Annotated in this window: 29 protein-coding genes and 1 tRNA gene; 29 read left to right on the top strand and 1 reads right to left on the bottom strand. The window is 63.2% G+C overall.

What is annotated here, in order from left to right; all coding sequences use genetic code 11:
* The first annotated feature begins 29 nt into the window (after nt 1-29).
* The 20 genes from G3N58_RS27875 to tatC all read left to right on the top strand — a co-directional run bounded on the left by G3N58_RS27875 (nt 30) and on the right by tatC (nt 15,022).
* Nucleotides 30-662 carry an ABC transporter substrate-binding protein gene (locus G3N58_RS27875; protein ID WP_167045564.1) on the top strand — a complete coding sequence of 211 codons (633 nt, stop codon included), beginning with the start codon at nt 30-32 and terminating at the stop codon, nt 660-662.
* Nucleotides 659-979 (top strand): STAS domain-containing protein, encoded by a 321-nt coding sequence (locus G3N58_RS27870; protein WP_167045567.1) that lies wholly within the window; start codon nt 659-661, stop codon nt 977-979. Before G3N58_RS27875 ends, G3N58_RS27870 begins: the two co-directional genes overlap by 4 nt.
* A 189-nt stretch (nt 980-1,168) precedes the next feature.
* Nucleotides 1,169-2,101 carry an ABC transporter ATP-binding protein gene (locus tag G3N58_RS27865; RefSeq protein WP_206000813.1) on the top strand — a complete coding sequence of 311 codons (933 nt, stop codon included), beginning with the start codon at nt 1,169-1,171 and terminating at the stop codon, nt 2,099-2,101.
* Entirely contained in the window at nt 2,098-2,862 is a 765-nt protein-coding gene (locus G3N58_RS27860; RefSeq protein ID WP_167045573.1) for an ABC transporter permease, read from the top strand. Before G3N58_RS27865 ends, G3N58_RS27860 begins: the two co-directional genes overlap by 4 nt.
* Nucleotides 2,863-2,877: 15 nt before the next feature.
* The gene (locus G3N58_RS27855) at nt 2,878-3,117 is read left to right on the top strand and encodes a BolA family protein (protein WP_167045576.1); all 240 of its coding nucleotides are present in this window, start codon (nt 2,878-2,880) and stop codon (nt 3,115-3,117) included.
* Nucleotides 3,118-3,228: 111 nt separating this feature from the next.
* Nucleotides 3,229-4,491 carry a UDP-N-acetylglucosamine 1-carboxyvinyltransferase gene (gene murA, locus G3N58_RS27850; protein WP_167284175.1) on the top strand — a complete coding sequence of 421 codons (1,263 nt, stop codon included), beginning with the start codon at nt 3,229-3,231 and terminating at the stop codon, nt 4,489-4,491.
* A complete protein-coding gene (gene hisG, locus G3N58_RS27845; RefSeq protein WP_206000812.1) occupies nt 4,488-5,189 on the top strand; it encodes an ATP phosphoribosyltransferase in 702 nt (233 codons plus the stop codon). Before murA ends, hisG begins: the two co-directional genes overlap by 4 nt.
* Nucleotides 5,190-5,269: 80 nt before the next feature.
* Nucleotides 5,270-6,604 (top strand): histidinol dehydrogenase, encoded by a 1,335-nt coding sequence (gene hisD, locus G3N58_RS27840; protein WP_167284130.1) that lies wholly within the window; start codon nt 5,270-5,272, stop codon nt 6,602-6,604.
* A gap of 279 nt (nt 6,605-6,883) precedes the next feature.
* Nucleotides 6,884-7,954: a histidinol-phosphate transaminase gene (gene hisC / locus G3N58_RS27835; protein ID WP_206000811.1), complete on the top strand. Its 1,071-nt coding sequence runs from the start codon at nt 6,884-6,886 to the stop codon at nt 7,952-7,954.
* Nucleotides 7,955-8,024: 70 nt separating this feature from the next.
* Nucleotides 8,025-8,612 (top strand): imidazoleglycerol-phosphate dehydratase HisB, encoded by a 588-nt coding sequence (hisB, locus tag G3N58_RS27830; protein WP_013090696.1) that lies wholly within the window; start codon nt 8,025-8,027, stop codon nt 8,610-8,612.
* A 148-nt stretch (nt 8,613-8,760) separates the two neighbouring features.
* Nucleotides 8,761-9,402 carry an imidazole glycerol phosphate synthase subunit HisH gene (hisH, locus tag G3N58_RS27825; RefSeq protein WP_167045588.1) on the top strand — a complete coding sequence of 214 codons (642 nt, stop codon included), beginning with the start codon at nt 8,761-8,763 and terminating at the stop codon, nt 9,400-9,402.
* Between the two features lie 181 nt (nt 9,403-9,583).
* The gene (hisA, locus tag G3N58_RS27820) at nt 9,584-10,336 is read left to right on the top strand and encodes a 1-(5-phosphoribosyl)-5-[(5-phosphoribosylamino)methylideneamino]imidazole-4-carboxamide isomerase (protein ID WP_008918717.1); all 753 of its coding nucleotides are present in this window, start codon (nt 9,584-9,586) and stop codon (nt 10,334-10,336) included.
* Between the two features lie 168 nt (nt 10,337-10,504).
* On the top strand, nt 10,505-11,278 hold the full coding sequence (gene hisF, locus G3N58_RS27815) for an imidazole glycerol phosphate synthase subunit HisF (RefSeq protein ID WP_167045590.1): 774 nt from the start codon (nt 10,505-10,507) through the stop codon (nt 11,276-11,278).
* A 1-nt stretch (nt 11,279) separates the two neighbouring features.
* Nucleotides 11,280-11,690: a phosphoribosyl-AMP cyclohydrolase gene (hisI, locus tag G3N58_RS27810; RefSeq protein ID WP_167045593.1), complete on the top strand. Its 411-nt coding sequence runs from the start codon at nt 11,280-11,282 to the stop codon at nt 11,688-11,690.
* A complete protein-coding gene (locus G3N58_RS27805) occupies nt 11,687-12,082 on the top strand; it encodes a phosphoribosyl-ATP diphosphatase (RefSeq protein ID WP_167284133.1) in 396 nt (131 codons plus the stop codon). Before hisI ends, G3N58_RS27805 begins: the two co-directional genes overlap by 4 nt.
* Nucleotides 12,083-12,209: 127 nt before the next feature.
* Complete coding sequence (locus tag G3N58_RS27800) at nt 12,210-12,605, top strand: hypothetical protein (protein ID WP_167284134.1); 396 nt, start codon at nt 12,210-12,212, stop codon at nt 12,603-12,605.
* 87 nt (nt 12,606-12,692) lie between these two features.
* The gene (locus G3N58_RS27795) at nt 12,693-13,058 is read left to right on the top strand and encodes a histidine triad nucleotide-binding protein (RefSeq protein WP_167284135.1); all 366 of its coding nucleotides are present in this window, start codon (nt 12,693-12,695) and stop codon (nt 13,056-13,058) included.
* Between the two features lie 319 nt (nt 13,059-13,377).
* A complete protein-coding gene (gene tatA / locus G3N58_RS27790) occupies nt 13,378-13,620 on the top strand; it encodes a Sec-independent protein translocase subunit TatA (RefSeq protein ID WP_167045605.1) in 243 nt (80 codons plus the stop codon).
* A gap of 48 nt (nt 13,621-13,668) precedes the next feature.
* Complete coding sequence (gene tatB, locus G3N58_RS27785) at nt 13,669-14,202, top strand: Sec-independent protein translocase protein TatB (protein WP_167045608.1); 534 nt, start codon at nt 13,669-13,671, stop codon at nt 14,200-14,202.
* A gap of 34 nt (nt 14,203-14,236) precedes the next feature.
* A complete protein-coding gene (gene tatC, locus G3N58_RS27780; RefSeq protein WP_167045611.1) occupies nt 14,237-15,022 on the top strand; it encodes a twin-arginine translocase subunit TatC in 786 nt (261 codons plus the stop codon).
* A 196-nt stretch (nt 15,023-15,218) separates the two neighbouring features.
* On the opposite strand, the gene G3N58_RS27775 is transcribed toward tatC, so the two are convergent.
* Nucleotides 15,219-16,439, bottom strand: coding sequence for a Do family serine endopeptidase (locus G3N58_RS27775; protein ID WP_167045614.1), 1,221 nt, complete (start codon nt 16,437-16,439; stop codon nt 15,219-15,221).
* A gap of 19 nt (nt 16,440-16,458) precedes the next feature.
* Between G3N58_RS27775 and G3N58_RS27770 the strand changes: the two genes are divergently transcribed.
* The 9 genes from G3N58_RS27770 to G3N58_RS27730 all read left to right on the top strand — a co-directional run bounded on the left by G3N58_RS27770 (nt 16,459) and on the right by G3N58_RS27730 (nt 23,739).
* Nucleotides 16,459-17,205: a Nif3-like dinuclear metal center hexameric protein gene (locus tag G3N58_RS27770; protein ID WP_167045629.1), complete on the top strand. Its 747-nt coding sequence runs from the start codon at nt 16,459-16,461 to the stop codon at nt 17,203-17,205.
* 219 nt (nt 17,206-17,424) lie between these two features.
* On the top strand, nt 17,425-18,045 hold the full coding sequence (gene petA / locus G3N58_RS27765; RefSeq protein WP_167045869.1) for a ubiquinol-cytochrome c reductase iron-sulfur subunit: 621 nt from the start codon (nt 17,425-17,427) through the stop codon (nt 18,043-18,045).
* Nucleotides 18,045-19,424: a cytochrome bc complex cytochrome b subunit gene (locus G3N58_RS27760; RefSeq protein ID WP_167045632.1), complete on the top strand. Its 1,380-nt coding sequence runs from the start codon at nt 18,045-18,047 to the stop codon at nt 19,422-19,424. Before petA ends, G3N58_RS27760 begins: the two co-directional genes overlap by 1 nt.
* Nucleotides 19,425-19,447: 23 nt before the next feature.
* Entirely contained in the window at nt 19,448-20,203 is a 756-nt protein-coding gene (locus tag G3N58_RS27755) for a cytochrome c1 (RefSeq protein WP_167284137.1), read from the top strand.
* Nucleotides 20,204-20,298: 95 nt separating this feature from the next.
* Nucleotides 20,299-20,910: a glutathione S-transferase N-terminal domain-containing protein gene (locus G3N58_RS27750; protein ID WP_006052302.1), complete on the top strand. Its 612-nt coding sequence runs from the start codon at nt 20,299-20,301 to the stop codon at nt 20,908-20,910.
* A 65-nt stretch (nt 20,911-20,975) separates the two neighbouring features.
* Nucleotides 20,976-21,476, top strand: coding sequence for a ClpXP protease specificity-enhancing factor (locus G3N58_RS27745; protein ID WP_206000810.1), 501 nt, complete (start codon nt 20,976-20,978; stop codon nt 21,474-21,476).
* 19 nt (nt 21,477-21,495) lie between these two features.
* Nucleotides 21,496-21,571, top strand: a tRNA-Thr gene (locus tag G3N58_RS27740).
* Nucleotides 21,572-21,764: 193 nt separating this feature from the next.
* Nucleotides 21,765-22,961, top strand: a complete 1,197-nt coding sequence (locus tag G3N58_RS27735) for an integrase arm-type DNA-binding domain-containing protein (protein WP_206000809.1) — start codon at nt 21,765-21,767, stop codon at nt 22,959-22,961.
* A gap of 493 nt (nt 22,962-23,454) precedes the next feature.
* A complete protein-coding gene (locus G3N58_RS27730) occupies nt 23,455-23,739 on the top strand; it encodes a ribbon-helix-helix protein, CopG family (RefSeq protein ID WP_240159127.1) in 285 nt (94 codons plus the stop codon).
* Nucleotides 23,740-23,960: the final 221 nt, after the last annotated feature.

The following is a 23,960-nucleotide window of genomic DNA, read 5'->3' as shown; positions in this document are numbered from 1 at the left end:
GTTGCACTATTTTTGAGGTAAGGCTCGATATGAAAAAATTCTTCCTGATTCCCCTGTTTGCCGCGTTGTTTTCGTTCGTCAGCGCAGGCGCATCGGCACAAACCGCCGACACCAGCGCGCCGGATACGCTGATCAAGACCGTGACCCAGCAGGTGGTCGACGCGGTGCGCAACGACAAGTCGATCCAGCAGGGCGACATCTCGCACATCACGGCGCTCGTCAACGAAAAGATCCTGCCGTACACCGATTTCCGCCGCACTACGCAGCTCGCGATGGGCCGCAACTGGCGCACCGCGACGCCCGAGCAGCAGAACCAGGTGGTCGAGCAGTTCAAGATGCTGCTGATCCGCACCTACTCGGGCGCGCTCGCGCAGGTGAAGGACCAGCAGATCCAGTACAAGCCGTTCCGCATGAACCCGGACGACACCGATACGGTGGTGCGCTCGGTCGTGATGAACAACGGCCAGCCGATCGAGCTCGACTACCGCCTGTACAAGACGCCGCAAGGCTGGCGCGTGTATGACATCAACGTGCTCGGCGCATGGCTGATCCAGGCGTATCAGCAGCAGTTCAACGAGCAGATCCAGCAGAAGGGCGTGGACGGGCTGATCCAGTTCCTCACGCAGCGCAACCAGCAACTCGCCTCGGGCAAGCAGTCGTGAGCGAAGTGCTGAGTCCGGTCGCGAACCGCTTCGAGTGCGGCGCGACGCTGACCCACGCGAGTGCGAAGGCCGCGCTCGCGGCGGGTCTGCAACGCATCGCGGCGGGCGCGGGCGGCGTCGATTGCGCGCCGCTCACGCAGTTCGATTCGGCGGCACTCGCCGTGCTGCTCGCGTGGGTGCGCGCGAGCGCGGCGCGCGGCCTCAAGTTTGAAATCGTCAATCTGCCGGCGGGTCTCGCCAGCCTCGCGCGCGCCTACGGCGTCGACACGCTTCTTGCTCCCGCCGCATCCGGCGCGGTTGCGTCGGCGCGACATTGACGCTCCACTGGCGTCGTCTCCAATCCTTCCTGTCGGGCCGGGCTTAGGGCTTTTTGCCCTATAATCAAACGTTTTTTGGGGCGCTGAATTGGCCCTGAATCGGCCCCGGTTCCGTTTCTTCCAGCATTTGCTCGCCCCCACGCTCCGTCGGGGCTACTTCAGGCGCCGCCACGCACGCGGCCCATAGTCATGTCAGCCATAGAAATTCGTAACGTCAAGAAGCGCTACAAGGACTTGCAGGCGCTCAAGGGCGTCAGCCTCACGGTCGAAGAAGGCGAGTTCTTCGGACTGCTCGGTCCGAACGGCGCGGGCAAGACGACGCTCATCAGCATTCTCGCGGGTCTCGCGCGCGCCGACGAAGGCGGCATCGCGGTGCGCGGTCACGATGTCGTCGGCGATTTCCGCGACGCGCGCCGCGCGCTCGGCGTGGTGCCGCAGGAACTCGTGTTCGACCCGTTCTTCACCGTGCGCGAAACCTTGCGCATCCAGTCCGGCTACTACGGTCTGCGCAACAACGACGCGTGGATCGACGAGATCATGGCCAATCTCGATCTCACCGAGAAAGCCGACGCCAACATGCGCGCGCTGTCCGGCGGCATGAAGCGGCGTGTGCTGGTCGCCCAGGCGCTCGTGCACCGTCCGCCCGTCATCGTGCTCGACGAGCCGACCGCGGGTGTCGACGTCGAATTGCGCCAGACTCTGTGGAAATTCATTTCGCGCCTGAATCGCGAGGGTCACACGATCGTGCTGACCACGCACTATCTGGAAGAAGCCGAATCGCTGTGCGACCGCATCGCGATGCTGCGCCGCGGCGAGGTCGTCGCGCTCGATCGCACGAGCACGCTGCTGCAGCGCTTCGCCGGCATGCAGCTGTTCGTGCGCTTCGCACAGGGCGTGCTGCCCGCCGAGCTGCGTCCGCTCGAAGCGGGAAGCAGCGCAACCAGCGGCAACGGCCGCCAGCATCTGCTGCGTCTGGCGAGCTACGACGACGTCGAGCGCATCCTCGCGCAGTGCCGTGCGGCCGGTTGTACATTCGAAGAGATCGAGGTCCGCAAGGCCGACCTCGAAGACGTATTCGTTCAGGTGATGAACGGTCCGGAAGTGATCGAGGGGCTCGCATGAGCGGCTACAGTGGATTCAGCACGCTGTTTTACAAAGAACTGCTGCGTTTCTGGAAGGTGTCGTTCCAGACCGTGCTCGCGCCGGTCATCACGGCGCTGCTTTATCTGACCATCTTCGGCCACGCGCTGCGCGGCCACGTGCAGGTTTATCCCGGTGTCGAATACACGAGCTTCCTGATTCCGGGCCTCGTGATGATGAGCGTGCTGCAGAACGCGTTCGCGAACAGTTCTTCCTCGCTGATTCAGTCGAAGATCACCGGCAACCTCGTGTTCGTGCTGCTGCCGCCGCTGTCGCACTACGAGATGTTCGCGGCCTACGTGCTCGCGGCCGTCGCGCGTGGTCTGTGCGTCGGCTTCGGCGTGTTCATCGTGACGATCTGGTTCGTGCCGCTCAGCTTCAGCGCGCCGCTCTACATCATCGTGTTCGCGATGTTCGGCGCGGGGATTCTCGGCACGCTGGGCCTGATCGCCGGCATCTGGGCCGAGAAGTTCGACCAGCTCGCCGCGTTCCAGAACTTCCTCATCATGCCGCTCACGTTCCTCTCGGGCGTGTTCTATTCGACGCATACGCTGCCGCCCGTGTGGCGCGAAGTGTCGCGGCTCAATCCGTTTTTCTACATGATCGACGGCTTTCGCTATGGCTTTTTCGGCGTGTCGGACATCGACCCGCTCGTGAGCCTCGCGATCGTCGCCGGTTTCTTCGTGGTGCTGGCGGTCGTGGCGATGCGCATGCTCGCCACCGGCTACAAGCTGCGCCACTGACGAGGAGCATCTCTCATGTTGCCGACTCCCGAACAGGTCAAGCAATACATAGCGGCTGGGCTCGCGTGCGAGCATCTCGAAGTCCAAGGCGACGGTCAGCATTTCTTTGCGACGATCGTCTCGCCGAGCTTCGAAGGCAAGCGCCTGATCCAGCGCCATCAACTCGTGTATGCGGCGCTCGGCGACCGCATGCGCGAAGAAATCCACGCGCTCAGCATGAAGACGCTGACGCCCGCCGAATGGCAGAACGCGTAATCTGGAAATTCAGTGCGAATCACACAGGAAGGGCGCGACGCCGCGAGCGGCGCGCCGAACACAGTCAAGGCAGGTCCGGGTGCGAACCGGGCCGATCAGGAGCCGACAGGCATGGATAAACTCGTCATTGAAGGTGGTCACCCGCTCTCCGGTGAAGTTGTCGTCTCGGGGGCGAAGAACGCGGCATTGCCGATCCTGTGCGCGGGTCTCCTGAGCGCCGAGCCGGTGCATCTGGAGAACGTGCCCGATCTGCAGGACGTGCGCACGATGCTCAAGCTGCTCGGCCAGATGGGCGTGCGTATCGAGGCGGGCGAGGGCCGCGTGGCGCTCGACGCGTCGAAGGTCGACAACCTCGTCGCGCCGTACGAGATGGTGAAGACGATGCGTGCGTCGATCCTCGTGCTCGGTCCGCTCGTCGCGCGCTTCGGTCATGCGCGCGTGTCGCTGCCGGGCGGCTGCGCGATCGGCGCGCGGCCGGTCGACCAGCACATCAAGGGCCTGCAGGCGATGGGCGCCGAGATCACGATCGAGCATGGCTTCATCGAAGCGCGTGCGAAGCGTCTGAAGGGCGCGCGCATCGTCACCGACATGATTACCGTGACCGGCACCGAGAACCTGCTGATGGCGGCGGTGCTCGCCGAAGGCGAGACGGTCATCGAGAATGCCGCGCGCGAACCCGAAGTGGTCGACCTCGCGCATCTGCTTGTCGCGATGGGCGCGAAGATCGAGGGCATCGGCACCGACCGTCTCGTGATCCAGGGCGTCGACAAGCTGCACGGCGCGCAGCACGCGGTGATTCCGGACCGCATCGAAGCGGGCACGTTCCTGTGCGCGGTCGCGGCGGCCGGCGGCGACGTCACGCTGCGCAAGATGCGTCCGCTGCTGCTCGAAGCCGTTACCGAGAAGCTGCGCGAAGCGGGCGTCACGGTCGAGGAAGGTGACGACTGGATGCGCGTGCGCATGGACCGGCGCCCGAGCGCGGTTACGTTCCGCACGTCCGAATACCCGGCGTTTCCGACTGACATGCAGGCGCAGTTCATGGCGCTCAACGCGATCGCCGACGGCACCTCGCAGGTCGTCGAGACGATCTTCGAGAACCGCTTCATGCACGTGCAGGAGCTGAACCGCCTCGGCGCCAGCATCACGATCGACGGCAACACCGCGCTCGTGAACGGCGTCGCGAAGCTGTCCGGCGCGAAGGTGATGGCGACCGATCTGCGCGCGTCCGCGAGTCTCGTGATCGCCGCGCTGCGCGCCGAGGGCGAGACGCTGATCGACCGCATCTATCACCTCGATCGCGGCTACGACCGCATGGAAGCGAAGCTCAACGCAATCGGCGCGAAGGTGCGCCGCGTGTCCGGGAGCGCAGCATGAGTTCGATGCCGCAAACGTCGTCGTCGCCGGCCGTGAGCGCGCCGCTCACGCTCGCGTTGTCGAAAGGGCGTATCTTCGAGGAAACGCTGCCGTTGCTCGCGGCGGCCGGCATCGAAGTCGCGGAAGACCCGGACACCTCGCGCAAGCTGATCCTGCCGACCACCGACGCGAACCTGCGCGTCATCATCGTGCGCGCGACCGACGTGCCGACCTATGTCGAGTACGGCGCGGCCGACTTCGGCGTGGCCGGCAAGGACGTGCTGCTCGAACATGGCGGCAGCGGCCTGTATCAGCCGATCGATCTCGACATCGCGCGTTGCCGCATGTCGGTCGCGGTCGCGGCCGGTTTCGATTACGCGAGCGTGGTGCGTCAGGGCGCGCGTCTGCGTGTCGCGACCAAGTACGTGGAAACCGCACGTGAGCATTTTGCCGCCAAGGGCGTGCACGTCGACCTGATCAAGCTGTACGGTTCGATGGAACTGGCGCCTCTGGTCGGCCTCGCCGACGCGATCGTCGACCTGGTCAGCTCAGGCAATACGCTGCGCGCGAACAATCTTGTCGAGGTGGAAGAGATCATGCAGATTTCGTCGCGCCTCGTCGTGAACCAGGCGGCGCTGAAGCTCAAACGCGCCGCATTGCGGCCGATTCTCGACGCGTTTGCCAAGGCATCGTCGAAAGCCGGCGCCCCGGCGGCCTGAGCGTCGGCACCCGGCGCTGGTACTCTGCCCGGCACTCTGACTACGCTGCGACCGAGCGCCTTACCGAAACGGATACCTGTATGTCTACCAAGATTCGCAAACTCGATTCCACCGCGCCCGACTTCCAGAAGTCGCTGCATGCGGTGCTCGCGTTCGAGGCGAGCGAAGACGACGCCATCGAGCGCTCGGTCGCGCAGATTCTGAACGACGTGAAGGCGCGCGGCGACGAGGCGGTGCTCGAGTACACGAACCGTTTCGACCGGCTCGATGCGCAGAGCGTGGCCGCGCTCGAACTGCCGATGTCGGAGCTCGAAGCGGCGCTCGAAAGCCTCGAACCGAAGCGGCGCGCGTCGCTCGAAGCGGCGGCGGCGCGCGTGCGCGGCTATCACGAGAAGCAGAGGATCGAGTGCGGCAGCCATAGCTGGCAGTACACCGAGGCCGACGGCACGGTGCTCGGCCAGAAGGTTACGCCGCTCGATCGCGCGGGCATCTACGTGCCGGGCGGCAAGGCGGCGTATCCGTCGTCGGTGCTGATGAACGCGATTCCGGCCCGCGTGGCCGGCGTGCGCGAAATCGTCATGGTCGTGCCGACGCCGGACGGCGTGAAGAATCCGCTCGTGCTGGCGGCAGCGCTGCTCGGCGGCGTCGATCGCGTGTTCACGATCGGCGGCGCGCAGGCGGTCGGCGCGCTCGCGTACGGCACGCAGACGGTGCCTGCGGTCGACAAGATCTGCGGCCCCGGCAACGCGTACGTCGCCTCGGCGAAGCGGCGCGTGTTCGGCACGGTCGGCATCGACATGATCGCGGGGCCCTCGGAAATTCTCGTGCTGTGCGACGGTACGACGGACCCGCGCTGGGTCGCGATGGACCTGTTCTCGCAAGCCGAGCACGACGAACTCGCGCAGTCGATCCTGCTGTGCCCGGACGACGCGTTCATCGCGCGTGTGAAGGAAGCGATCGACGAACTGCTGCCGGCCATGCCGCGCCACGAAGTGATCCGCACGTCGCTCGAAAATCGCGGCGCGCTGATCAAGGTGCGCGATATGGCCGAAGCCTGCGCGATCGCCAACGATATCGCGCCCGAGCACCTCGAAATCTCGGCGCTGGAGCCGCATCAATGGGCGCAGCAGATTCGCCACGCGGGCGCGATCTTCCTTGGCCGCTACACGAGCGAGAGCCTCGGCGACTACTGCGCGGGGCCGAACCACGTGTTGCCGACCTCGCGCACCGCGCGGTTCTCGTCGCCGCTCGGCGTTTATGATTTCTTCAAGCGTTCGAGCCTGATCGAAGTCAGCGCGGAAGGCGCGCAGACGCTCGGCGAGATCGCCGCCGAACTCGCCTACGGCGAAGGCCTGCAAGCGCATGCGCGCAGCGCCGAATACCGGATGCGGCACAACAACAACGAACGCGGCTGAGGCGGATGACAGACAACGGCGGCGCGCGGCAAAGCTGATCCCAAGGCGGCAGGCGCGGAAGCAACGGCAAGAGGCAGGGCGGCAGCCGCACGAAGCGGGGCCCGCTGTCGAGTCCCGGCGATCCTTGCCGATGCTCCCGTTGTTTCCGGTGCCAACCCACCGCGCCCAGCGACGGATCGCCCGCACTCAAGCGTTCAATAACGACAATAGAGACCAACCAGCGCGGCCCTGCGCCGCCGATGCCGGGCCGGCATTTCCCCACGGCCCGGGCCACGAACTATGACGACACCTCACGACCTCATCCGCAGCGACGTGCTCGCAATGACGAGCTACCCGGTTCCGGACGCGACCGGCTTCATCAAGCTCGACGCCATGGAAAATCCGTTTCCGCTGCCGCCGGAACTGGCCGCGCATCTCGGCGCGCATCTCGCCGGCGTCGCGCTGAACCGCTATCCGGCACCGCGCCCGGAAGCGCTGATCGAGCGCATCCGTCACGTGATGGGCGTGCCGGCCGGCTGCGATGTGCTGCTCGGCAACGGCTCGGATGAAATCATCAGCATCATCTCGGTCGCGTGCGCGCGGCCCGGCGCGAAGGTGCTCGCGCCGGTGCCCGGTTTCGTCATGTATCAGATGTCGGCGAAGCTGGCGAATCTCGAATTCGTCGGCGTGCCGCTCAAGCCTGATTTCACGCTCGACACCGACGCGATGCTCGCGGCGCTTGCCGAGCATAAGCCGGCGGTGGTCTATCTCGCGTATCCGAACAACCCGACCGGCACGCTTTTCGATGACGCCGACATGGAGCGCATCATCGCCGCGGCGCAGGGCAGCCTCGTCGTGATCGACGAGGCGTATCAGCCGTTCGCGCAGAAAAGCTGGCTGCCGCGTGCCGACCAGTTCGACAACGTCGTCGTGATGCGCACGGTGTCGAAGCTCGGTCTCGCGGGTATCCGCCTCGGCTATCTGGTCGGCAAGCCCGCGTGGCTGACCGAATTCGACAAGGTGCGCCCGCCGTACAACATCAACGTGCTGACGCAAGCCGCCGCCGGTTTCCTGCTCGATCACGTCGGTGTGCTCGATGCACAGGCCGCGCAATTGCGCGAAGAGCGCGCGAAACTCGCGCAGGCAGTGGCCGCGCTGCCGGGCGCCGAAGTGTTCCCGAGCGCGGGCAACTTCCTGCTCGTGCGCGTGCCCGATGCGTCCGTGCTGTTCGAAACGCTGCTCACGGCGCGGGTTCTGATCAAAAACGTGAGTAAAATGCATGCATTGCTGGCGAATTGCGTGCGTTTGACCGTCGGGTCTCCCGAGGAAAACGCCCAGTTGCTCGCCGGACTGAAGCTCGTGCTGCGCTGACCGGCAGCTAGGCTCGCCTTTTTTCCACCCCACATCATTAGCGCTTTCTAGCGAGATTCGAGGAATTACCATGCGCCTTGCGGAAGTCGTTCGCAACACCAGCGAAACGCAGATCCGTGTGAAGATCAATCTGGACGGCACCGGTCAGCAGAAGCTGGCCACCGGCGTGCCGTTTCTGGACCACATGCTCGACCAGATCGCGCGCCACGGTCTGTTCGACCTCGAGATCGAGGCGCATGGCGACCTGCATATCGACGACCACCATACGGTCGAAGACACCGGCATCACATTGGGTCAGGCCGTCGCGAAGGCGATCGGCGACCGCAAGGGCATCCGCCGCTACGGTCATTCCTACGTGCCGCTCGACGAAGCGCTGTCGCGTGTCGTGATCGATTTTTCCGGCCGTCCGGGCCTCGAATTTCATGTGCCGTTCACGCGGGCGCGCATCGGCACGTTCGACGTCGATCTGTCGATCGAATTCTTCCGCGGCTTCGTGAACCATGCCGGCGTGACGCTGCACATCGACAATCTGCGCGGCATCAACGCGCATCATCAGCTCGAAACGGTGTTCAAGGCATTCGGCCGCGCGCTGCGCATGGCCGTCGAGCTCGACGAACGCGCGGCAGGGCAGATTCCGTCGACCAAGGGCAGCCTCTAACAGGTTTCATCGCCTCCAACGTCTTTAGGCCATTCACCTTCGAGCGATTTCCTCAAGCGATTCATCGGGCAGGAGCGCGCGAGCCGGTATGTCGTTCGACGCCGCGCAGCCGCGCCGATCGCTTGAAGGCAGGGCGGCCAAACTTGAAATGAAAACTTCGATAGCGATTGTGGATTACGGAATGGGCAACCTGCGCTCGGTGGCCCAGGCATTGCGCAAGGCCGCGCCGGAAGCGGACGTGGCGATCGTCGATCGTCCCGAGGCGATTCGCGCGGCCGACCGCGTGGTGCTGCCGGGCCAGGGCGCGATGCCCGACTGCATGCGCAGTCTCGGCGAGTCCGGCCTGCAGGAAGCGGTCGTCGAGGCGTCGCGCGGCAAGCCGCTGATGGGCGTGTGCGTCGGCGAGCAGATGCTGTTCGACTGGAGCGCCGAGGGCGATACGCGAGGGCTCGGGCTGCTGCCCGGCAAGGTGGTGCGCTTCGAACTCGAAGGCCAGGTGCAGGACGACGGCTCGCGCTTCAAGGTCCCGCAGATGGGCTGGAACCGTGTGCACCAGGCGCAGCCGCATCCGCTGTGGGACGGCGTCGCCGACAACGCGTTCTTCTACTTCGTGCACAGCTACTACGTCGTGCCGGACAATTCCGCGCATACGTCGGGCGAGACGGTCTACGGCGTGCCCTTTACCTCGGCGGTAGCGCGGGATAACATCTTCGCCACCCAATTTCATCCTGAAAAGAGCGCCGAAGCGGGCTTGCGCGTGTATCGCAACTTCGTGCACTGGAACCCGTGAACGCCTTTCTTTATCCCGTTGCCGCGCGCAGGGCGCGCGGTGCCGCGGTCCCGTATCTGACCGGTGCCCCGCTGGAGCGCCGAAAGAGTTGTACTAAACTAGCGAAACGGCGCTGCGGCGGGCTGTCTATTCAGCCGCTGCCGCCGACCTTCAACCCACTCCCAAACAACACCCGATTGCTATGCTGCTGATTCCCGCCATCGACCTGAAAGATGGTCAGTGTGTACGCCTCAAACAGGGCGATATGGACCAGGCGACGATTTTTTCCGAGGAACCGGCGGCAATGGCCCGACATTGGGTCGACCGCGGCGCGCGTCGTCTGCATCTGGTCGACCTGAATGGTGCATTCGCCGGCAAGCCGAAGAACGGCGATGCGATCCGGGCGATCATCGAGGAAGTGGGCGGCGAGATTCCGGTGCAACTGGGCGGCGGCATTCGCGACCTGAACACGATCGAGCGCTATCTCGACGACGGCCTGTCGTATGTGATCATCGGCACGGCGGCGGTGAAGAACCCGGGCTTTCTGCAGGATGCGTGCACCGCGTTCGGCGGCCACATCATCGTTGGGCTCGACGCGAAGGACGGCAAGGTTGCCACCGACGGCTGGAGCAAGCTGACCGGCCACGAAGTGGCCGACCTCGCGCGCAAGTTCGAGGACTACGGCTGCGAGTCCATCATCTACACCGACATCGGCCGCGACGGCATGCTGCAAGGCATCAACATCGAAGCGACCGTGCGCCTCGCGCGCGCGGTGAAGATTCCGGTGATCGCGAGCGGCGGCCTGTCGAATCTCGCGGACATCGAATCGCTGTGCGAAGTCGAGGGCGAGGGCATCGAAGGCGTAATTTGCGGCCGCGCGATCTATTCGGGCGATCTCGACTTCGCGGCGGCGCAAACGCTCGCGGACAAGCTGCGCGAAGCGGACGACGCCTAAGCGCGTGCCGGCAGCGCGCGCCGCCCGCTCCCGCTTCCGCACCCGGAACCTTGCCGGCTTCCTGCCGGCATTCCACTCGCGGCGCGACGCAACAGGTCGCGCCGGCACCGTGCCGCTTGCTCCACGAGCGAGCGGCCTCATCAGCGGTATTGGCAGAATTGCACGATCATGGCTCTAGCTAAACGCATCATTCCCTGTCTCGACGTTACCGCGGGCCGCGTGGTCAAGGGCGTCAACTTCGTCGAACTGCGCGACGCCGGCGACCCTGTCGAAATCGCGCGCCGTTACGACGACCAGGGCGCCGACGAACTCACGTTCCTCGACATCACCGCGACTTCGGATCAGCGCGACCTGATCCTGCCGATCATCGAGGCGGTCGCCTCGCAGGTGTTCATTCCGCTGACGGTCGGCGGCGGCGTGCGCGCGGTCGAGGACGTGCGGCGCCTGCTCAACGCGGGGGCCGACAAGATCAGCATGAACTCGTCGGCGGTTGCGAATCCGCAACTCGTGAAAGAGGCCACCGACAAGTACGGCTCGCAGTGCATCGTCGTCGCGATCGACGCAAAGCGCGTGTCCGCCGACGGCGAGCCGCCGCGCTGGGAAGTGTTCACGCATGGCGGGCGCAAGGCGACCGGTCTCGAAGCGGTCGAATGGGCGCGCAAAATGGCCGAACTCGGCGCGGGCGAAATCCTGCTGACCAGCATGGATCGCGACGGCACCAAGAGCGGCTTCGACCTCGCGCTCACGCGCGCGGTGTCGGACGCGGTGCCGGTGCCGGTGATCGCCTCGGGCGGCGTCGGCAATCTGCAGCATCTCGCCGACGGCATCAAGGACGGCCACGCGGACGCGGTGCTCGCCGCGAGCATCTTCCACTACGGTGAACACACGGTCGGCGAGGCCAAGCGCTTCATGGCCGACCAGGGCATTTCGGTGAGGTTGTGACGTGACGAATTCTTCGGCAGTGAACTGGCTCGACAAGGTCAAGTGGGACGCGAACGGCCTCGTGCCTGTGATCGCGCAGGAAGCGTCGACGAACGACGTGCTGATGTTCGCGTGGATGAACCGCGAGGCTCTCGCGAAGACGGTCGAAACGGGCCGCGCGGTGTATTTCTCGCGCTCGCGCCAGCGCCTGTGGTTCAAGGGCGAGGAGTCCGGCCACGTGCAGCACGTGCATGAAGTGCGGCTCGATTGCGACGAAGACGTGGTGCTGCTCAAGGTGGAGCAGGTGTCGGGCATCGCGTGCCACACCGGGCGCCACTCGTGCTTTTTCCAGAAATTCGAAGGCTCGGTCGCGGACGGCGACTGGCAGGCCGTCGATCCCGTGCTGAAAGACCCCGAACACATCTACAAATGACGCAATCCACGCAAAACCCGTCGCCCGCTTCGGCTTCCACGAACGATACGCTGCTGCGTCTCGCGGCGGTCATCGACAGCCGCAAGGGCGGCGATCCGGACATTTCGTACGTGTCGCGCCTGTTTCACAAGGGCGACGACGCGGTGCTGAAGAAGATCGGCGAGGAAGCCACCGAAGTCGTGCTAGCCGCGAAAGACGCGCGCCACGGCGGCGCGCCGAAGGCGCTGGTCGGCGAGGTCGCGGACCTGTGGTTTCATTGCCTCGTGATGCTGTCGCATTTCGATCTGAGCCCGGCGGACGTGCTCGCTGAACTCGAACGCCGCGAAGGGCTGTCGGGCATCGAGGAAAAAGCGCTGCGCAAGAGCCGCGAGCGCGAGCAGAACGGCGACTGAGTGGCGATTGCGCTGCGACTGAGTGGCAATCCGGCAGTCGTGACGAGGCGGTAACCGGGCGCTTGCGCTTGAAGTCGCGGGCGCGGGCACCCATATTGCGGTAAACGCACCTTCGGAGGACGCGAGCATGGAACAGTCGCAAGGAAGCTATCCGTCGCCGGTCTATCGCAACGCCATGGAGCCTGAGCGCGAGCGCAGCCTGCGCACGCTTACGCACGTGCTGTACGCGCTGTATGCGGTGCACTGGCTCACTGGCGGGCTGACCATTCTGATTGCCGTCATCGTCAACTACATCAAGCGGCCGGACGTGGCCGGCACACCGTACGAAGCGCACTTCCAGTGGCAGATCCGCACGTTCTGGATGGGCCTCGTCGGCTATGCGATCGGCGCGTCGCTGCTGCTCGTCGTGATCGGCATTCCGGTGCTGTGGGCCGTCAGCATCTGGATGTTGTACCGTATTATCAAAGGCTGGCTGTATCTGTACGATAACAAGCCGTTCGCGAATCCGCGCGGCTGGGTCTGAGCGACTTGCGGCCCGTTCATCGGGCCCGCTTTCGGGGCGGATTTTGCCGCGTGCTTCGCGCTCCAGTCATATCGCGTCAGGAATACGATGAGTCACGATCCGAATTGCCTTTTCTGCAAGATCGCCGCCGGCGAAATCCCGTCGACCAAAGTCTATGAAGACGACGAGTTCGTCGCCTTCCGCGACATCCGTCCGGCGGCCGAAACTCACGTGCTGGTCATCCCTCGCAAGCACATCGCGACGCTGTCGAACTGCACCGAAAACGATGCGCCTCTGCTTGGTAGAATGCTTGTCTTGACGGCGCGCCTCGCCGAGCAACTGGGTGTCGCCTACAGCGGCGGCGAAACGGGTTTTCGCACGGTAATCAATACCGGTCCGGGCGGCGGGCAGGAGGTGTATCACCTGCACGCGCATATTCTCGCGGGGCCGCGTCCCTGGCAGCGCATGGGCTAGGCGCGGCGGCGCGGCTTTCATGGGGTGCGCGATGCTTCGCGCTCACGGGCCGCGGCGGGTGAGGCAAAGGCGATCGGCGTGGGCGTTGTATTTGCCGCAGTGTAATAACGCCGACGCGGTCGTCTGACCAGAATGGCAGCGGTTGTGCCGCCGGGTGAATCGCAACTGCCTTGCAACCGCGAGCGCTTGCCGGGGCAAGGCGCCGGGGACAAGGCGGTACAGACGCGATGGAGACGAAGCGTTCGCGCTTCAGGTTGCGCCGCAAGGCGCACGAAATTTTCCGCATCGCGGGGCGATGCCGAAGTTAAGGAGAGTAGTCATGGGTTCGTTGAGCATTTGGCATTGGCTGATCGTGTTGCTGATCGTTGCGCTCGTGTTCGGTACGAAGAAGCTGCGCAACATCGGCAGCGATCTGGGCGGCGCGGTGAAGGGGTTCAAGGAAGGCATGAAGGACGCCGAATCGCCGGCAGACGACGCGCAGCAGCAACGCGAACTGCCGCGCAACGGCGCGGTGGACGTCGAAGCCAAGGAAAAGACGCCGCATTCGAGCGACTACCGCTAAGCCGCGGCGCTTTTGCCGTTCCCGCGTTACTGACGGACATTCCACTTCATGCTGGACCTCGGTCTAACCAAGATGGCGCTGATCGGCGTCGTCGCGCTGGTCGTCCTCGGGCCTGAGCGCCTGCCGCGTGTCGCTCGTACGGCCGGCGCGCTGTTCGGCCGCGCGCAGCGGTATATCAATGACGTAAAGGCCGAGGTCACGCGCGAAATCGAGCTGGACGAACTACGGCGCATGAAAACCGAGTTCGAAAAGGCCGCGAGCAATGTCGAAAGCGCGGTTCAGGACAATCTGCGCAAGCACGAGAACGAACTGAACGAAGCGTGGAACAGCGGCACGTCGGTGTCGCCGGGCATGGCCGGCGGTGCGCTCGAAGATGCCGGCAGCAACGCTTCGGGCACCACATCGTGGCCGGTCAGCACGCCGGCCGCTGCGCCCAGGCGCAAGAACTGGCGCGTCAAGCAGAGCGCTACACCCGCCTGGTACAAGCGCGCAAGCCTGCGCCGCACGCGCGTGCAGTCGGGTGCCGCGCGCGTTGCCCGGCATACGCCCGCCAGCCTGCGTCGTCCGACGCGGTTCTTCTGATGATCAGAACGACAATCTCTAACCGAGGGCCGGTGTGAGCGACCCCCAGCAATCCCAGAACGAAGGCGCTGAAGAGACCTTCATTTCCCACCTCGTCGAACTGCGTGACCGCATCATCCGTGCGGGGCTGGCCGTCATCGTGGTGTTCATCGGGCTCGTGTACTGGGCGCCGGACATTTTCCGGCTGCTGGCGCGGCCGCTCATGATGAACCTGCCGAAGGACGGCAAGATGATCGTCACCGACGTCACCGGCTCGTTCTTCGTGCCGATGAAAGTGACGATGCTGGTGGCGTTCGTGATCGCGCTGCCGGTCGTGCTGTACCAGATCTGGGCGTTCGTCGCGCCGGGCTTGTATCAGCACGAGAAGAAGCTGGTCGCGCCGCTGGTGGCGAGCAGTTACACGCTGTTCCTGTGCGGCATGGCGTTTGCGTACTTCGTCGTGTTTCCGACTATCTTTCGCGTGATGGCGCACTACAACGCGCCGCTCGGCGCGGAGATGACGACCGATATCGACAATTACCTGAGCTTCGTGCTGACGATGTTCATCGCGTTCGGCGTGACGTTCGAGGTGCCGATCGTCGTCGTGCTGCTCGTGCGCATGAACGTCATCACGCTGAAGAAGCTCAAGGAGATTCGCCCCTACGTGATCGTCGGCGCGTTCGTGGTGTCGGCCGTCGTGACGCCGCCGGACGTGTTCTCGCAACTGATCCTCGCGGTGCCGCTGATCGTGCTGTACGAAGCGGGCATCATCGCGGCGCGGGTGTTCGTCGGCAAGCAGCCGGCGGCGGTGACGGAGGATGCCAGTCCGCCGTCGAATTGAGCGCCGGCATGCGGCGAGCAAGCCCGGCCAGGCAAAGCAAAAGGGCAGTCCATGATGGACTGCCCTTTTGCTTTCGTACGTGCGTATCCGGCTAGCCGGCGGTCTTCGCACTACGCGCCAGCGCGAGGCGCCTGCTGGCGGCAACACACCTCGCCATACCTTACGACGCGTCCGCGAGGCTCACGCCCGGCGGCTCTCAACCCCCATCATCATCCGGCTGATCGCCGCCGTTATCGTCTTCGGCCTGCTTCGGCGGCGGCGGACGCTTGCCGATCGTCACGTCGAGGTCGATCGGATGGCCCTTGCGCACCAGATGCACTTTCGCCGACGTGCCCGGTTTGATCTGCGCGATCACGTTCAGCAGGCGCGTGGTGTCGGTGATTTCCTGGTTGTTCACGCTCATCAGGATGTCACCGGGCTTGATGCCCGCGCGATCCGCCGGGCCGCTCTTCAGCACGCCCGCGACGATCGCGCCCGACTTCTGCTCGAGCCCGAACGACTCGGCGATTTCGGGCGTGACGTCCTGCGGCTCGACGCCGATCCAGCCGCGCGTGACCGAGCCCGTCGTGATGATGCTTTCGAGCACGCTGCGCGCGGTCGACACCGGAATCGCGAAGCCGATGCCGAGCGAGCCGCCCGAGCGCGAATAGATCGCGGTATTGATGCCGAGCAGGTTGCCGTTCACGTCGACGAGCGCCCCGCCCGAGTTGCCGGGGTTGATCGCCGCGTCGGTCTGGATGAAGTTTTCGAACGTGTTGATGCCGAGGTGATTGCGCCCGAGCGCGCTGACGATGCCCATCGTCACGGTCTGGCCGACGCCGAACGGATTGCCGATCGCGAGCACGACGTCGCCGACGTGCGTCTGATCCATGCGCCCAAGCGTGATGGTGGGCAGATTGGTCAGGTTGATCTTGAGCACGGCCAGATCGGTTTCGGGATCGACGCCGATCACCTTCGCGCTGGTGGTGCGGCCGTCGGCGAGCGCGACTTCGATCTGATCGGCGCCGTCGACGACGTGCTGGTTCGTTAGAATGTAACCTTCCGAACTCACTATCACGCCTGAGCCGAGATTCGAGGCGGGCTGCTCCGGCTGCTTGCGATTGTTTTTGTCGCCGAAGAAGTAGCGGAACAGCGGGTCTTTCGCGCGCGGGTCGGGTGGCAGTGAGCCATCCTTGCTGGAGAACACATTGACGACCGCGGGCATCGCTTTTTGCGCGGCATCCGCATAGGACGCCTCGGCATGGCCGCCGCCGATGCCTGGCGCCACTTCCCGCAGCGCGACGATCGGTTCGGCGAGTTGTCTGCCGAACTGCCCTTGACGCTGGAGCCACTGCGGTTTGAGGGTCGCAATGATGAACATCAGCGCCAACAGCACAGTCACCGCTTGGGCAAATAACAGCCAGAAGCGTCTAAGCATCTGAAGACTAGAGGTCTATATGGATCGGATAGAACTTGAATTGTACTTGAACAATCTCCTTGAAACCGCGCGCTTCAAGGACTATTGCCCGAACGGACTGCAGGTCGAAGGACGGCGCCGGATCAGCCGTCTCGCGACCGGCGTGACCGCCTCGGCGGCCTTCCTCGAGGCCGCGCTCGAGTGGGGCGCGGACGCCGTGCTGGTGCATCACGGCTACTTCTGGCGCAACGAGGCGCCGCAGATCACCGGCCGCAAACATGCGCGCCTGAAGCTGCTGCTCGCCAACGACCTGAACCTGTTCGCCTACCACCTGCCGCTCGACGATCACTCCGAACTCGGCAACAACGCGCAGATCGGCGAGAAGATGGGCTGGATCGGCGACGCGCGCTTCGGCGAGAACGATCTCGGCTGGCTTGCCACGCTGCCGATGCCGATCACGCTGTCGCACCTCACTGCCGAGATCGAGCAGACGCTCGGCCGCGCGCCGCTCGTATTCGGCGATCCGGACATGGAGTTGCGCCGCGTCGGCTGGTGCACGGGCGCCGCACAGAGCATGTTCGGCGCGGCGATCGACGCGGGCGCCGACGTCTACGTGACGGGCGAGGTATCGGAGTCGGTCATGCATGCGGCGGCGGAAAGCGGCGTCGCGTTTCTCGCGGCCGGCCACCATGCGACCGAACGTTTCGGCGTGCAGGCGGTGGGCAAGCATCTGTCCGAATCGTTCGATATCGAACACCTCTTTATCGATATCCCCAATCCGGTTTAATTGCGAATTGCATTAACAAAGTGAAAGGCCCGAATACCGTAGAAGGCACTTAAAAGGAGGTGCGAAAAAGTTTGCGATCGGTACGGACAAACCCTGAGTTATCAAGGGCTTCGCATGGTTTTTGGCACTCGGCCCTTGTAAATGGCGACTCCATTCGCGCAAACTAGCGGCGGTAGAAGCGACGTGAAGGAAAAATCCAACTCAGAAGTGGGGCGTGTGATGCGAGACAAAGAAGAGGAACGCGTCGATGGCAGCCGCCGTAACTGGCTGGTAGCGACGACCGTAGCAGGCGGCATAGGAGGTGTTGCCGTTGTTGTACCCTTTGTTAGTTCGTTTGCACCATCCGAAAAGGCCAAGGCAGCGGGTGCCCCGGTCGAAGTCGATTTCAGCAGTCTCAAGCCCGGCGACATGATGACGGTCGCCTGGCGCGGCAAGCCGGTGTGGGTCATCAACCGCACGGACCGCATGCTGGCCGACGTCCAGAAAGCGGACAACATGGTGGCGGACCCTCACTCGCTGAATCCGTTCTCGATGCCGCTGCCGGACTACTGCAACAACGAATTCCGTTCGCGCGCCGAGAACAAGCATCTGCTCGTCGCCGTCGCCGTGTGCACGCATCTGGGCTGCACGCCGACGCCGCGCTTCCAGGAGGGCCCGCAGCCCAATCTCCCCGACGACTGGCCAGGCGGCTTTCTGTGCCCGTGCCACGGCTCGACCTACGACATGGCCGGCCGCGTCTTCAAGAACAAACCCGCCCCGCAGAACCTCGACATCCCGCGTTTCATGTTCACGTCGGCGACGTCCCTTGTGATCGGGAAGGACGAAAAAGGAGAAGCGTAATGGCGAGCGAACACGAAGTAGAGACGACCGGGCTGGCTGGTTGGATCGACCAGCGCTTCCCGATGACTTCCACCTGGAAGAAGCACGTTTCCGAGTACTACGCGCCGAAGAACTTCAACTTCTGGTACTTCTTCGGTTCGCTTGCGTTGCTGGTGCTGGTCAACCAGATCGTCACCGGCATCTTCCTCACGATGAACTACAAGCCCGACGCGACGCTCGCGTTTTCGTCGGTCGAGTACATCATGCGCGAGGTGCCGTGGGGCTGGCTGATCCGCTACATGCATTCGACGGGCGCGTCGATGTTCTTCGTCGTCGTGTACCTGCACATGTTCCGCGGGCTCATGTACGGCTCGTACCGCAAACCGCGCGAGCTCGTGTGGATTTTCGGCTGCATGATCTTCCTGTGCCTGATGGCCGAGGCGTTCTTCGGCTACCTGCTGCCGTGGGGCCAGATGTCGTTCTGGGGCGCGCAGGTGATCGTGAACCTGTTCTCGGCGATTCCGTTCATCGGGCCGGATCTGTCGCTGTGGATTCGCGGCGACTATGTCGTCTCCGACGTCACGCTGAACCGCTTCTTCGCGTTTCATGTGATCGCGATTCCGCTCGTGCTGGTCGGCCTCGTGATCGCGCACCTCGTGGCGCTGCACGAGGTCGGCTCGAACAACCCGGACGGCATCGAGATCAAGGCGAAGAAGGGCCCGGACGGCGTGCCGCTCGACGGCATTCCGTTCCACCCGTACTACTCGGTGCACGACTTCATGGGCGTGACGGTTTTCCTGCTGATCTTCGCGGCGATCATTTTCTTCGCGCCGGAAATGGGCGGGTACTTCCTCGAAGCGAACAACTTCATTCCCGCGAATCCGCTGCAAACGCCGCCGGAAATTGCCCCGGTGTGGTACTTCACGGCCTTTTACGCGATGCTGCGCGCCACCACGGACCCGTTCAAGATTGTGCTGATGATCGTGATCGGTCTGCTCGGCCTGCTCGCGCTCGTGCGCGCGCGCGGCAAGTGGAAGCTCGGTCTGCCGGTGCTCGCGGTGCTCGTGATTCTCGCGATGGCGTTCACCGAGTCGAAGTTCTGGGGCGTGGTGGTGATGGGCAGCGCGGTGATTTCGCTGTTCTTCCTGCCGTGGCTCGACCAGTCGCCGGTCAAGTCGATCCGCTACCGGCCGTTTTTTCACAAGGTGTTCTACGGCATCTTCGTGATCGCGTTCCTGACGCTGGGCTTCCTCGGCACGCGGCCGCCGTCGCCGGTCTCGACGCTGATCGCCCAGGTCTGCGCGCTGATCTACTTCGCGTTTTTCCTCGGCATGCCGTTCTGGACGCGGCTTGGCAAGTTCAAGCAGCCGCCGGAGCGGGTGCGGTTCAAGCCTCACTAATCGCGAGCCAGGAGAATACGAAGATGAAAAAACTGCTTTCGATGTGCGCGCTGATCGGCGCGACGCTGCTTGCGCTACTGGCCGCGCCGGCCCACGCGGACGAGAATTTCCCGCTCGACCGCGCGCCGGACAACACGAACAATTTCGCTTCTTTGCAGCGCGGCGCGCAATTGTTTGTAAACTACTGCCTGAATTGCCACAGCGCGAACCTGATGCGCTACAACCGCCTGACCGATCTCGGCATTACGCCGGCTGAAATTCAGGCGAACCTGCTGTTCACCACCGACAAGGTTGGCAACACGATGACGGTGGCGATGCGCCCGGACGACGCGAAAGCGTGGTTCGGCGCGACGCCGCCGGATCTGTCGGTGGAGGCGCGGGCGCGCGGCAAGGACTGGCTGTACACGTATCTGCGCAGCTTCTATCGCGACGATACGCGGCCGACCGGCTGGAACAATCTGGTGTATGAAAACGTGAGCATGCCTCACGTGCTATGGCAGCTTCAGGGGCAGCGCGCGGCGAAATTCGGCGATGAAACCGACGAAAAAACCGGCGAAACGGTACACAAGTTCCTCGGCTTCCAGCAACTGACTCCGGGGACGATGTCGCCGGTAGATTATGATTCTGCTGTGGCCGACCTCGTGTCGTACCTGTCATGGATGTCCGAACCGACGCAGCAAACCCGCAAGCAGCTTGGCGTGTGGGTGCTGCTGTTCCTCGGTATCCTGAGCTTTTTCGCCTGGCGACTGAACGCCGCGTACTGGAAACATATCAAATAATCACGCCGCTACACGGCGTGGGGCCGGCGCCAGGAAAAACCTGCTGAGCGGTTTTTCCGTGCGCTGGCCCTTCAGCTTTTTGAGGAAACGTAAATATGATGGTTCTGTATTCCGGCACTACTTGCCCGTTTTCCCAGCGTTGCCGGCTGGTGCTGTTCGAAAAGGGCATGGACTTCGAGATCCGCGACGTCGACCTGTTCAACAAGCCGGAAGACATCGCCGTGATGAATCCGTATGGTCAAGTGCCGATTCTCGTCGAACGGGACCTGATTCTGTACGAATCGAACATCATCAACGAGTATATCGACGAGCGCTTCCCGCACCCGCAACTGATGCCGGCCGACCCGGTGCAGCGCGCGCGCGCCCGCCTGTTCCTGCTCAACTTCGAAAAGGAGCTGTTCGTCCACGTCGGCACGCTCGAAAACGAGAAGGGCAAGGCGGCCGAGAAGAATCACGAGAAGGCGCGCCTCGCGATTCGCGATCGCCTGACGCAGCTCGCGCCGATCTTCCTGAAGAACAAGTACATGCTGGGCGAAGAGTTCTCGATGCTCGACGTGGCGATCGCGCCGCTGCTGTGGCGTCTCGATCACTATGGCATCGAGCTGTCGAAGAACGCTGCGCCGCTGATGAAGTACGCCGAGCGCATTTTCAGCCGCCCGGCTTATATCGAAGCGCTGACGCCGTCGGAAAAGGTGATGCGTCGTTGAGTTTGGCTTTGGAGCGCGGGCGCGCATCGTTCCGATGCGCGCCCGCGCCCGCAAGAGGACTGTTGATGCAAGAGATTTCCACGAAGCCTTATCTGCTGCGCGCGCTTTACGAGTGGTGCACGGATAACGGCTACACGCCGCACATCGCGGTGCGGGTCGACAATCAGACGCGTGTGCCGCGTCAGTTCGTGCGTGACAACGAGATCGTGCTGAACATCAGCTTCGAGGCGACGAGCCAGCTGCAGATGGGCAACGAGTGGATCGAGTTCAACGCGCGCTTCTCGGGCAAGTCGCACAAGATCGAGGTGCCGGTCGCCAACATTCTCGCGATCTACGCGCGCGAAAACGGCCAGGGCATGGCATTTCCGGTCGAATCGGCGGGGGGCGAGGCGCAGGATTCGGGCGCGGACGCCGCGGACGAACCCGAAGTGCCCGCCGCGCCGCGCGCGGTCGAAACGGCGCCGACCGATCTGGATGCCAGCACTGACAACGCCGCGGACAAGCCGCAACCGGACGACGACGGGTCGAAAGGCGGCGGCAGGGCTCGCCTTAAGATCGTGAAATGAAGTAGAATCACGGCCTCATGCCGGCTTAGCTCATCAGGTAGAGCGCTTGACTTGTAATCATGAGGTGGCGGGTTCGAGTCCTGCAGCCGGCACCAAATTTTAGTCCTGGGAGTTCCGAGGACATCCTGAAACCCGTTACGCCGTAAGGCTTAGCGGGTTTTTTTGTTCTATAGTGGTTTGGTGGTTTCCGGGTGAATCCGGGGGCACTTGGGGGCATTTGTTGGTGAGATACCAACGAATTTGGACACCTCGCAGAAAAAATGCCCCCATGCACTGTAAGGTGACGCCATGCCGCTGACCAACATTGCTATTCGCAAAGCGTTGCCTCGGGAGAAGCTGTACCGGCTTACCGATGGCGAGGGGATGTACCTGGAAGTTGCTCCAAACGGTTCGAAATATTGGCGGCTGAAGTACCGCTTTGCCGGAAAGGAGAAGCGACTCGCGCTTGGGATCTATCCATACGTATCGTTAGCGGATGCACGGGAGCGGCGATATGAGGCGCGGAAGGCGCTTGCAGCGGGGTTCGACCCTGGGGAGGTGAAGAAGGCCGAAAAGCGTGCTGCGCGGATGGCCGCGGCCAATTCGTTTGCAGTAGCGACCCAGGGCTGGCTGGATGAGCGCAAGCCTTATGTCACAGCAGGGTCTTGGGAGAAGACCAAGGCTCGCTTCGAGAAAGACGTTTTTCCTTGGCTTGGTAAACGGCCGGTCAGCGAGATCGATGCGCCCGAGATTCTGTCTGTGCTGAAGCGGATCGACAGCCGTGGAGCACGATTTACGGCCCATAAGGTTCGCAGCGAGATTAGCCGTGTATTCCGCTATGGGATCAAAGAGGGCTACTGCAAAGACGATCCAGCCGGGAACCTGGTCAAAGCGATTCCGCCGGCGCAAACTATTCACTTTGCTTCTATCACGGAACCGGAAAAGGTCGGGGCGATGCTGCGAGCGTTCGACGGCTTTGCAGGGACGTTTCCGGTTCTCTGCGCACTCAAGCTGGCTCCGATGCTGTTTGTACATCCGGGGGAGTTGCGCAAGGCTGAGTGGACACAAATCGATCTGGACAAGGCGGAATGGCGGTACCTCGTTACGAAGACTCAGACGGAGCATCTGGTGCCTTTGGCGACTCAGACTGTTCAGATTCTTCGGGAGCTTTACGCGTTGACCGGTGGCGGTCGTTACGTTTTTCCCGGCGCGCGTTCCGCGCAACGGCCGATGAGCGACGCAGCGATTAATGCGGCACTGCGCCGGTTGGGTTACGACACGCGCACGGAAATCACCGGCCACGGTTTCCGCGCGATGGCCCGCACGATTCTGCACGAGGAACTTGAACAGAAGCCGGAGGTGATTGAGCATCAGCTCGCTCATGCGGTTCCCGACACGCTCGGGAAAGCGTGCAACCGTACGAAATTTCTCAAGGAGCGGCGGGCGATGATGCAACGGTGGGCCGATTACCTGGATGATCTCAAGTCTCAGGAGCGTGTCGGCTAGGCTTGGGAAATCGTCGTTCGTCAATTGGTGCCCAAAACCGGCGCTGGCCTATCCTGCCTTACCTTGTTTTCTCGTTGTTTTTGCGGCTCAGAGTTAATCCCGTTCAACGGGTATACGCGCGCTATGCAATAAAAGTTAACGCCCGTGTAAATGCGATGCGCAGCATGTGCGACATCGTGACAACAAGGGTGCAAATAGCGTGTGCACGGTTGTTGAGTCGAAGTGAATAAAACGAGGCAACGCGAAACTACTTGGCGCAAAAAGGGAGTGCACTCGGCGCAAGCAGCGATAACAGTCTGCGCAGAAAAACGAGATACCGTGAGCAGACGGGTGCGCTAGCGTCGCGAAAAAGGTGCGCTGTGTGTGCGCAGACTTGGCGGCTCGTGCGAAAGTGGTCGCCGGCTGCTAGCAGGCGTCCATCTTGCAACGCCGCTGGAACTTGAACCCTAGCGGTATGATAAAGTATGAACCGGTGTCTAATCGGGAGTCTCCCATGTCTACCACCCTGGAGCGCCTGACGGTAACCATGCCGCCAGAGATGGCAAGCGCCATCAAGCAGGCTGTCGAAGACGGTGAGTACGCATCGACCAGCGAGGTTGTGCGTGAAGCGTTGCGAGAGTGGAAAACCCGGCGTCAACTGATGCTAAGCGAACTGGCCGATCTCAAGGCCGAGATCGATCGAGGTCTGGCGGACGTTGCTGCTGGCCGCGTAAAGAAGTTCGATCCTGAGAGCGTTATTGCCCGAGGGAGGCAGCTATTAGCCGAACGCTCCAGCTAACCGATCGAGCCGAACTCGATCTGGCGGAAATTTGGTCGTACATTGCGGAAGAGGCATCGGAGGCTACGGCCGACCGGTTTGTCGCCGGCCTCTATGTAGTGGTCAACTGATTCCGGACACTGCGTTAAGTTTTTCTTCCGCGACAGCCGGCGCCAGTCCGTCATTGAACTGATGCGGCCGTATCCAGTTGTACCTATGCATCAGGTAGTGACTGATATCCC

Origin of the sequence: Paraburkholderia sp. Ac-20342, from assembly GCF_017104985.1 — a bacterium.
Classification (GTDB): Bacteria; Pseudomonadota; Gammaproteobacteria; order Burkholderiales; family Burkholderiaceae; genus Paraburkholderia.
This window is presented reverse-complemented; position numbering and strand designations above follow the sequence as displayed.

What these genes read in the sequence shown, in the direction of transcription:
- G3N58_RS27745 (WP_206000810.1), top strand. Translation starts at nt 20,976, where the DNA reads ATGCAAGAGATTTCCACGAAGCCTTATCTGCTGCGCGCGCTTTACGAG.
- G3N58_RS27860 (WP_167045573.1), top strand. Translation starts at nt 2,098, where the DNA reads ATGAGCGGCTACAGTGGATTCAGCACGCTGTTTTACAAAGAACTGCTG.
- murA (WP_167284175.1), top strand. Translation starts at nt 3,229, where the DNA reads ATGGATAAACTCGTCATTGAAGGTGGTCACCCGCTCTCCGGTGAAGTT.
- hisB (WP_013090696.1), top strand. Translation starts at nt 8,025, where the DNA reads ATGCGCCTTGCGGAAGTCGTTCGCAACACCAGCGAAACGCAGATCCGT.
- hisA (WP_008918717.1), top strand. Translation starts at nt 9,584, where the DNA reads ATGCTGCTGATTCCCGCCATCGACCTGAAAGATGGTCAGTGTGTACGC.
- hisC (WP_206000811.1), top strand. Translation starts at nt 6,884, where the DNA reads ATGACGACACCTCACGACCTCATCCGCAGCGACGTGCTCGCAATGACG.
- hisH (WP_167045588.1), top strand. Translation starts at nt 8,761, where the DNA reads ATGAAAACTTCGATAGCGATTGTGGATTACGGAATGGGCAACCTGCGC.
- G3N58_RS27805 (WP_167284133.1), top strand. Translation starts at nt 11,687, where the DNA reads ATGACGCAATCCACGCAAAACCCGTCGCCCGCTTCGGCTTCCACGAAC.
- hisF (WP_167045590.1), top strand. Translation starts at nt 10,505, where the DNA reads ATGGCTCTAGCTAAACGCATCATTCCCTGTCTCGACGTTACCGCGGGC.
- G3N58_RS27795 (WP_167284135.1), top strand. Translation starts at nt 12,693, where the DNA reads ATGAGTCACGATCCGAATTGCCTTTTCTGCAAGATCGCCGCCGGCGAA.
- G3N58_RS27735 (WP_206000809.1), top strand. Translation starts at nt 21,765, where the DNA reads ATGCCGCTGACCAACATTGCTATTCGCAAAGCGTTGCCTCGGGAGAAG.
- G3N58_RS27800 (WP_167284134.1), top strand. Translation starts at nt 12,210, where the DNA reads ATGGAACAGTCGCAAGGAAGCTATCCGTCGCCGGTCTATCGCAACGCC.
- G3N58_RS27855 (WP_167045576.1), top strand. Translation starts at nt 2,878, where the DNA reads ATGTTGCCGACTCCCGAACAGGTCAAGCAATACATAGCGGCTGGGCTC.
- G3N58_RS27760 (WP_167045632.1), top strand. Translation starts at nt 18,045, where the DNA reads ATGGCGAGCGAACACGAAGTAGAGACGACCGGGCTGGCTGGTTGGATC.
- G3N58_RS27750 (WP_006052302.1), top strand. Translation starts at nt 20,299, where the DNA reads ATGATGGTTCTGTATTCCGGCACTACTTGCCCGTTTTCCCAGCGTTGC.
- G3N58_RS27730 (WP_240159127.1), top strand. Translation starts at nt 23,455, where the DNA reads ATGTCTACCACCCTGGAGCGCCTGACGGTAACCATGCCGCCAGAGATG.
- G3N58_RS27770 (WP_167045629.1), top strand. Translation starts at nt 16,459, where the DNA reads ATGGATCGGATAGAACTTGAATTGTACTTGAACAATCTCCTTGAAACC.
- hisG (WP_206000812.1), top strand. Translation starts at nt 4,488, where the DNA reads ATGAGTTCGATGCCGCAAACGTCGTCGTCGCCGGCCGTGAGCGCGCCG.
- G3N58_RS27875 (WP_167045564.1), top strand. Translation starts at nt 30, where the DNA reads ATGAAAAAATTCTTCCTGATTCCCCTGTTTGCCGCGTTGTTTTCGTTC.
- tatA (WP_167045605.1), top strand. Translation starts at nt 13,378, where the DNA reads ATGGGTTCGTTGAGCATTTGGCATTGGCTGATCGTGTTGCTGATCGTT.
- G3N58_RS27775 (WP_167045614.1), bottom strand. Translation starts at nt 16,439, where the DNA reads ATGCTTAGACGCTTCTGGCTGTTATTTGCCCAAGCGGTGACTGTGCTG.
- hisD (WP_167284130.1), top strand. Translation starts at nt 5,270, where the DNA reads ATGTCTACCAAGATTCGCAAACTCGATTCCACCGCGCCCGACTTCCAG.
- G3N58_RS27755 (WP_167284137.1), top strand. Translation starts at nt 19,448, where the DNA reads ATGAAAAAACTGCTTTCGATGTGCGCGCTGATCGGCGCGACGCTGCTT.
- tatB (WP_167045608.1), top strand. Translation starts at nt 13,669, where the DNA reads ATGCTGGACCTCGGTCTAACCAAGATGGCGCTGATCGGCGTCGTCGCG.
- G3N58_RS27865 (WP_206000813.1), top strand. Translation starts at nt 1,169, where the DNA reads ATGTCAGCCATAGAAATTCGTAACGTCAAGAAGCGCTACAAGGACTTG.
- petA (WP_167045869.1), top strand. Translation starts at nt 17,425, where the DNA reads ATGCGAGACAAAGAAGAGGAACGCGTCGATGGCAGCCGCCGTAACTGG.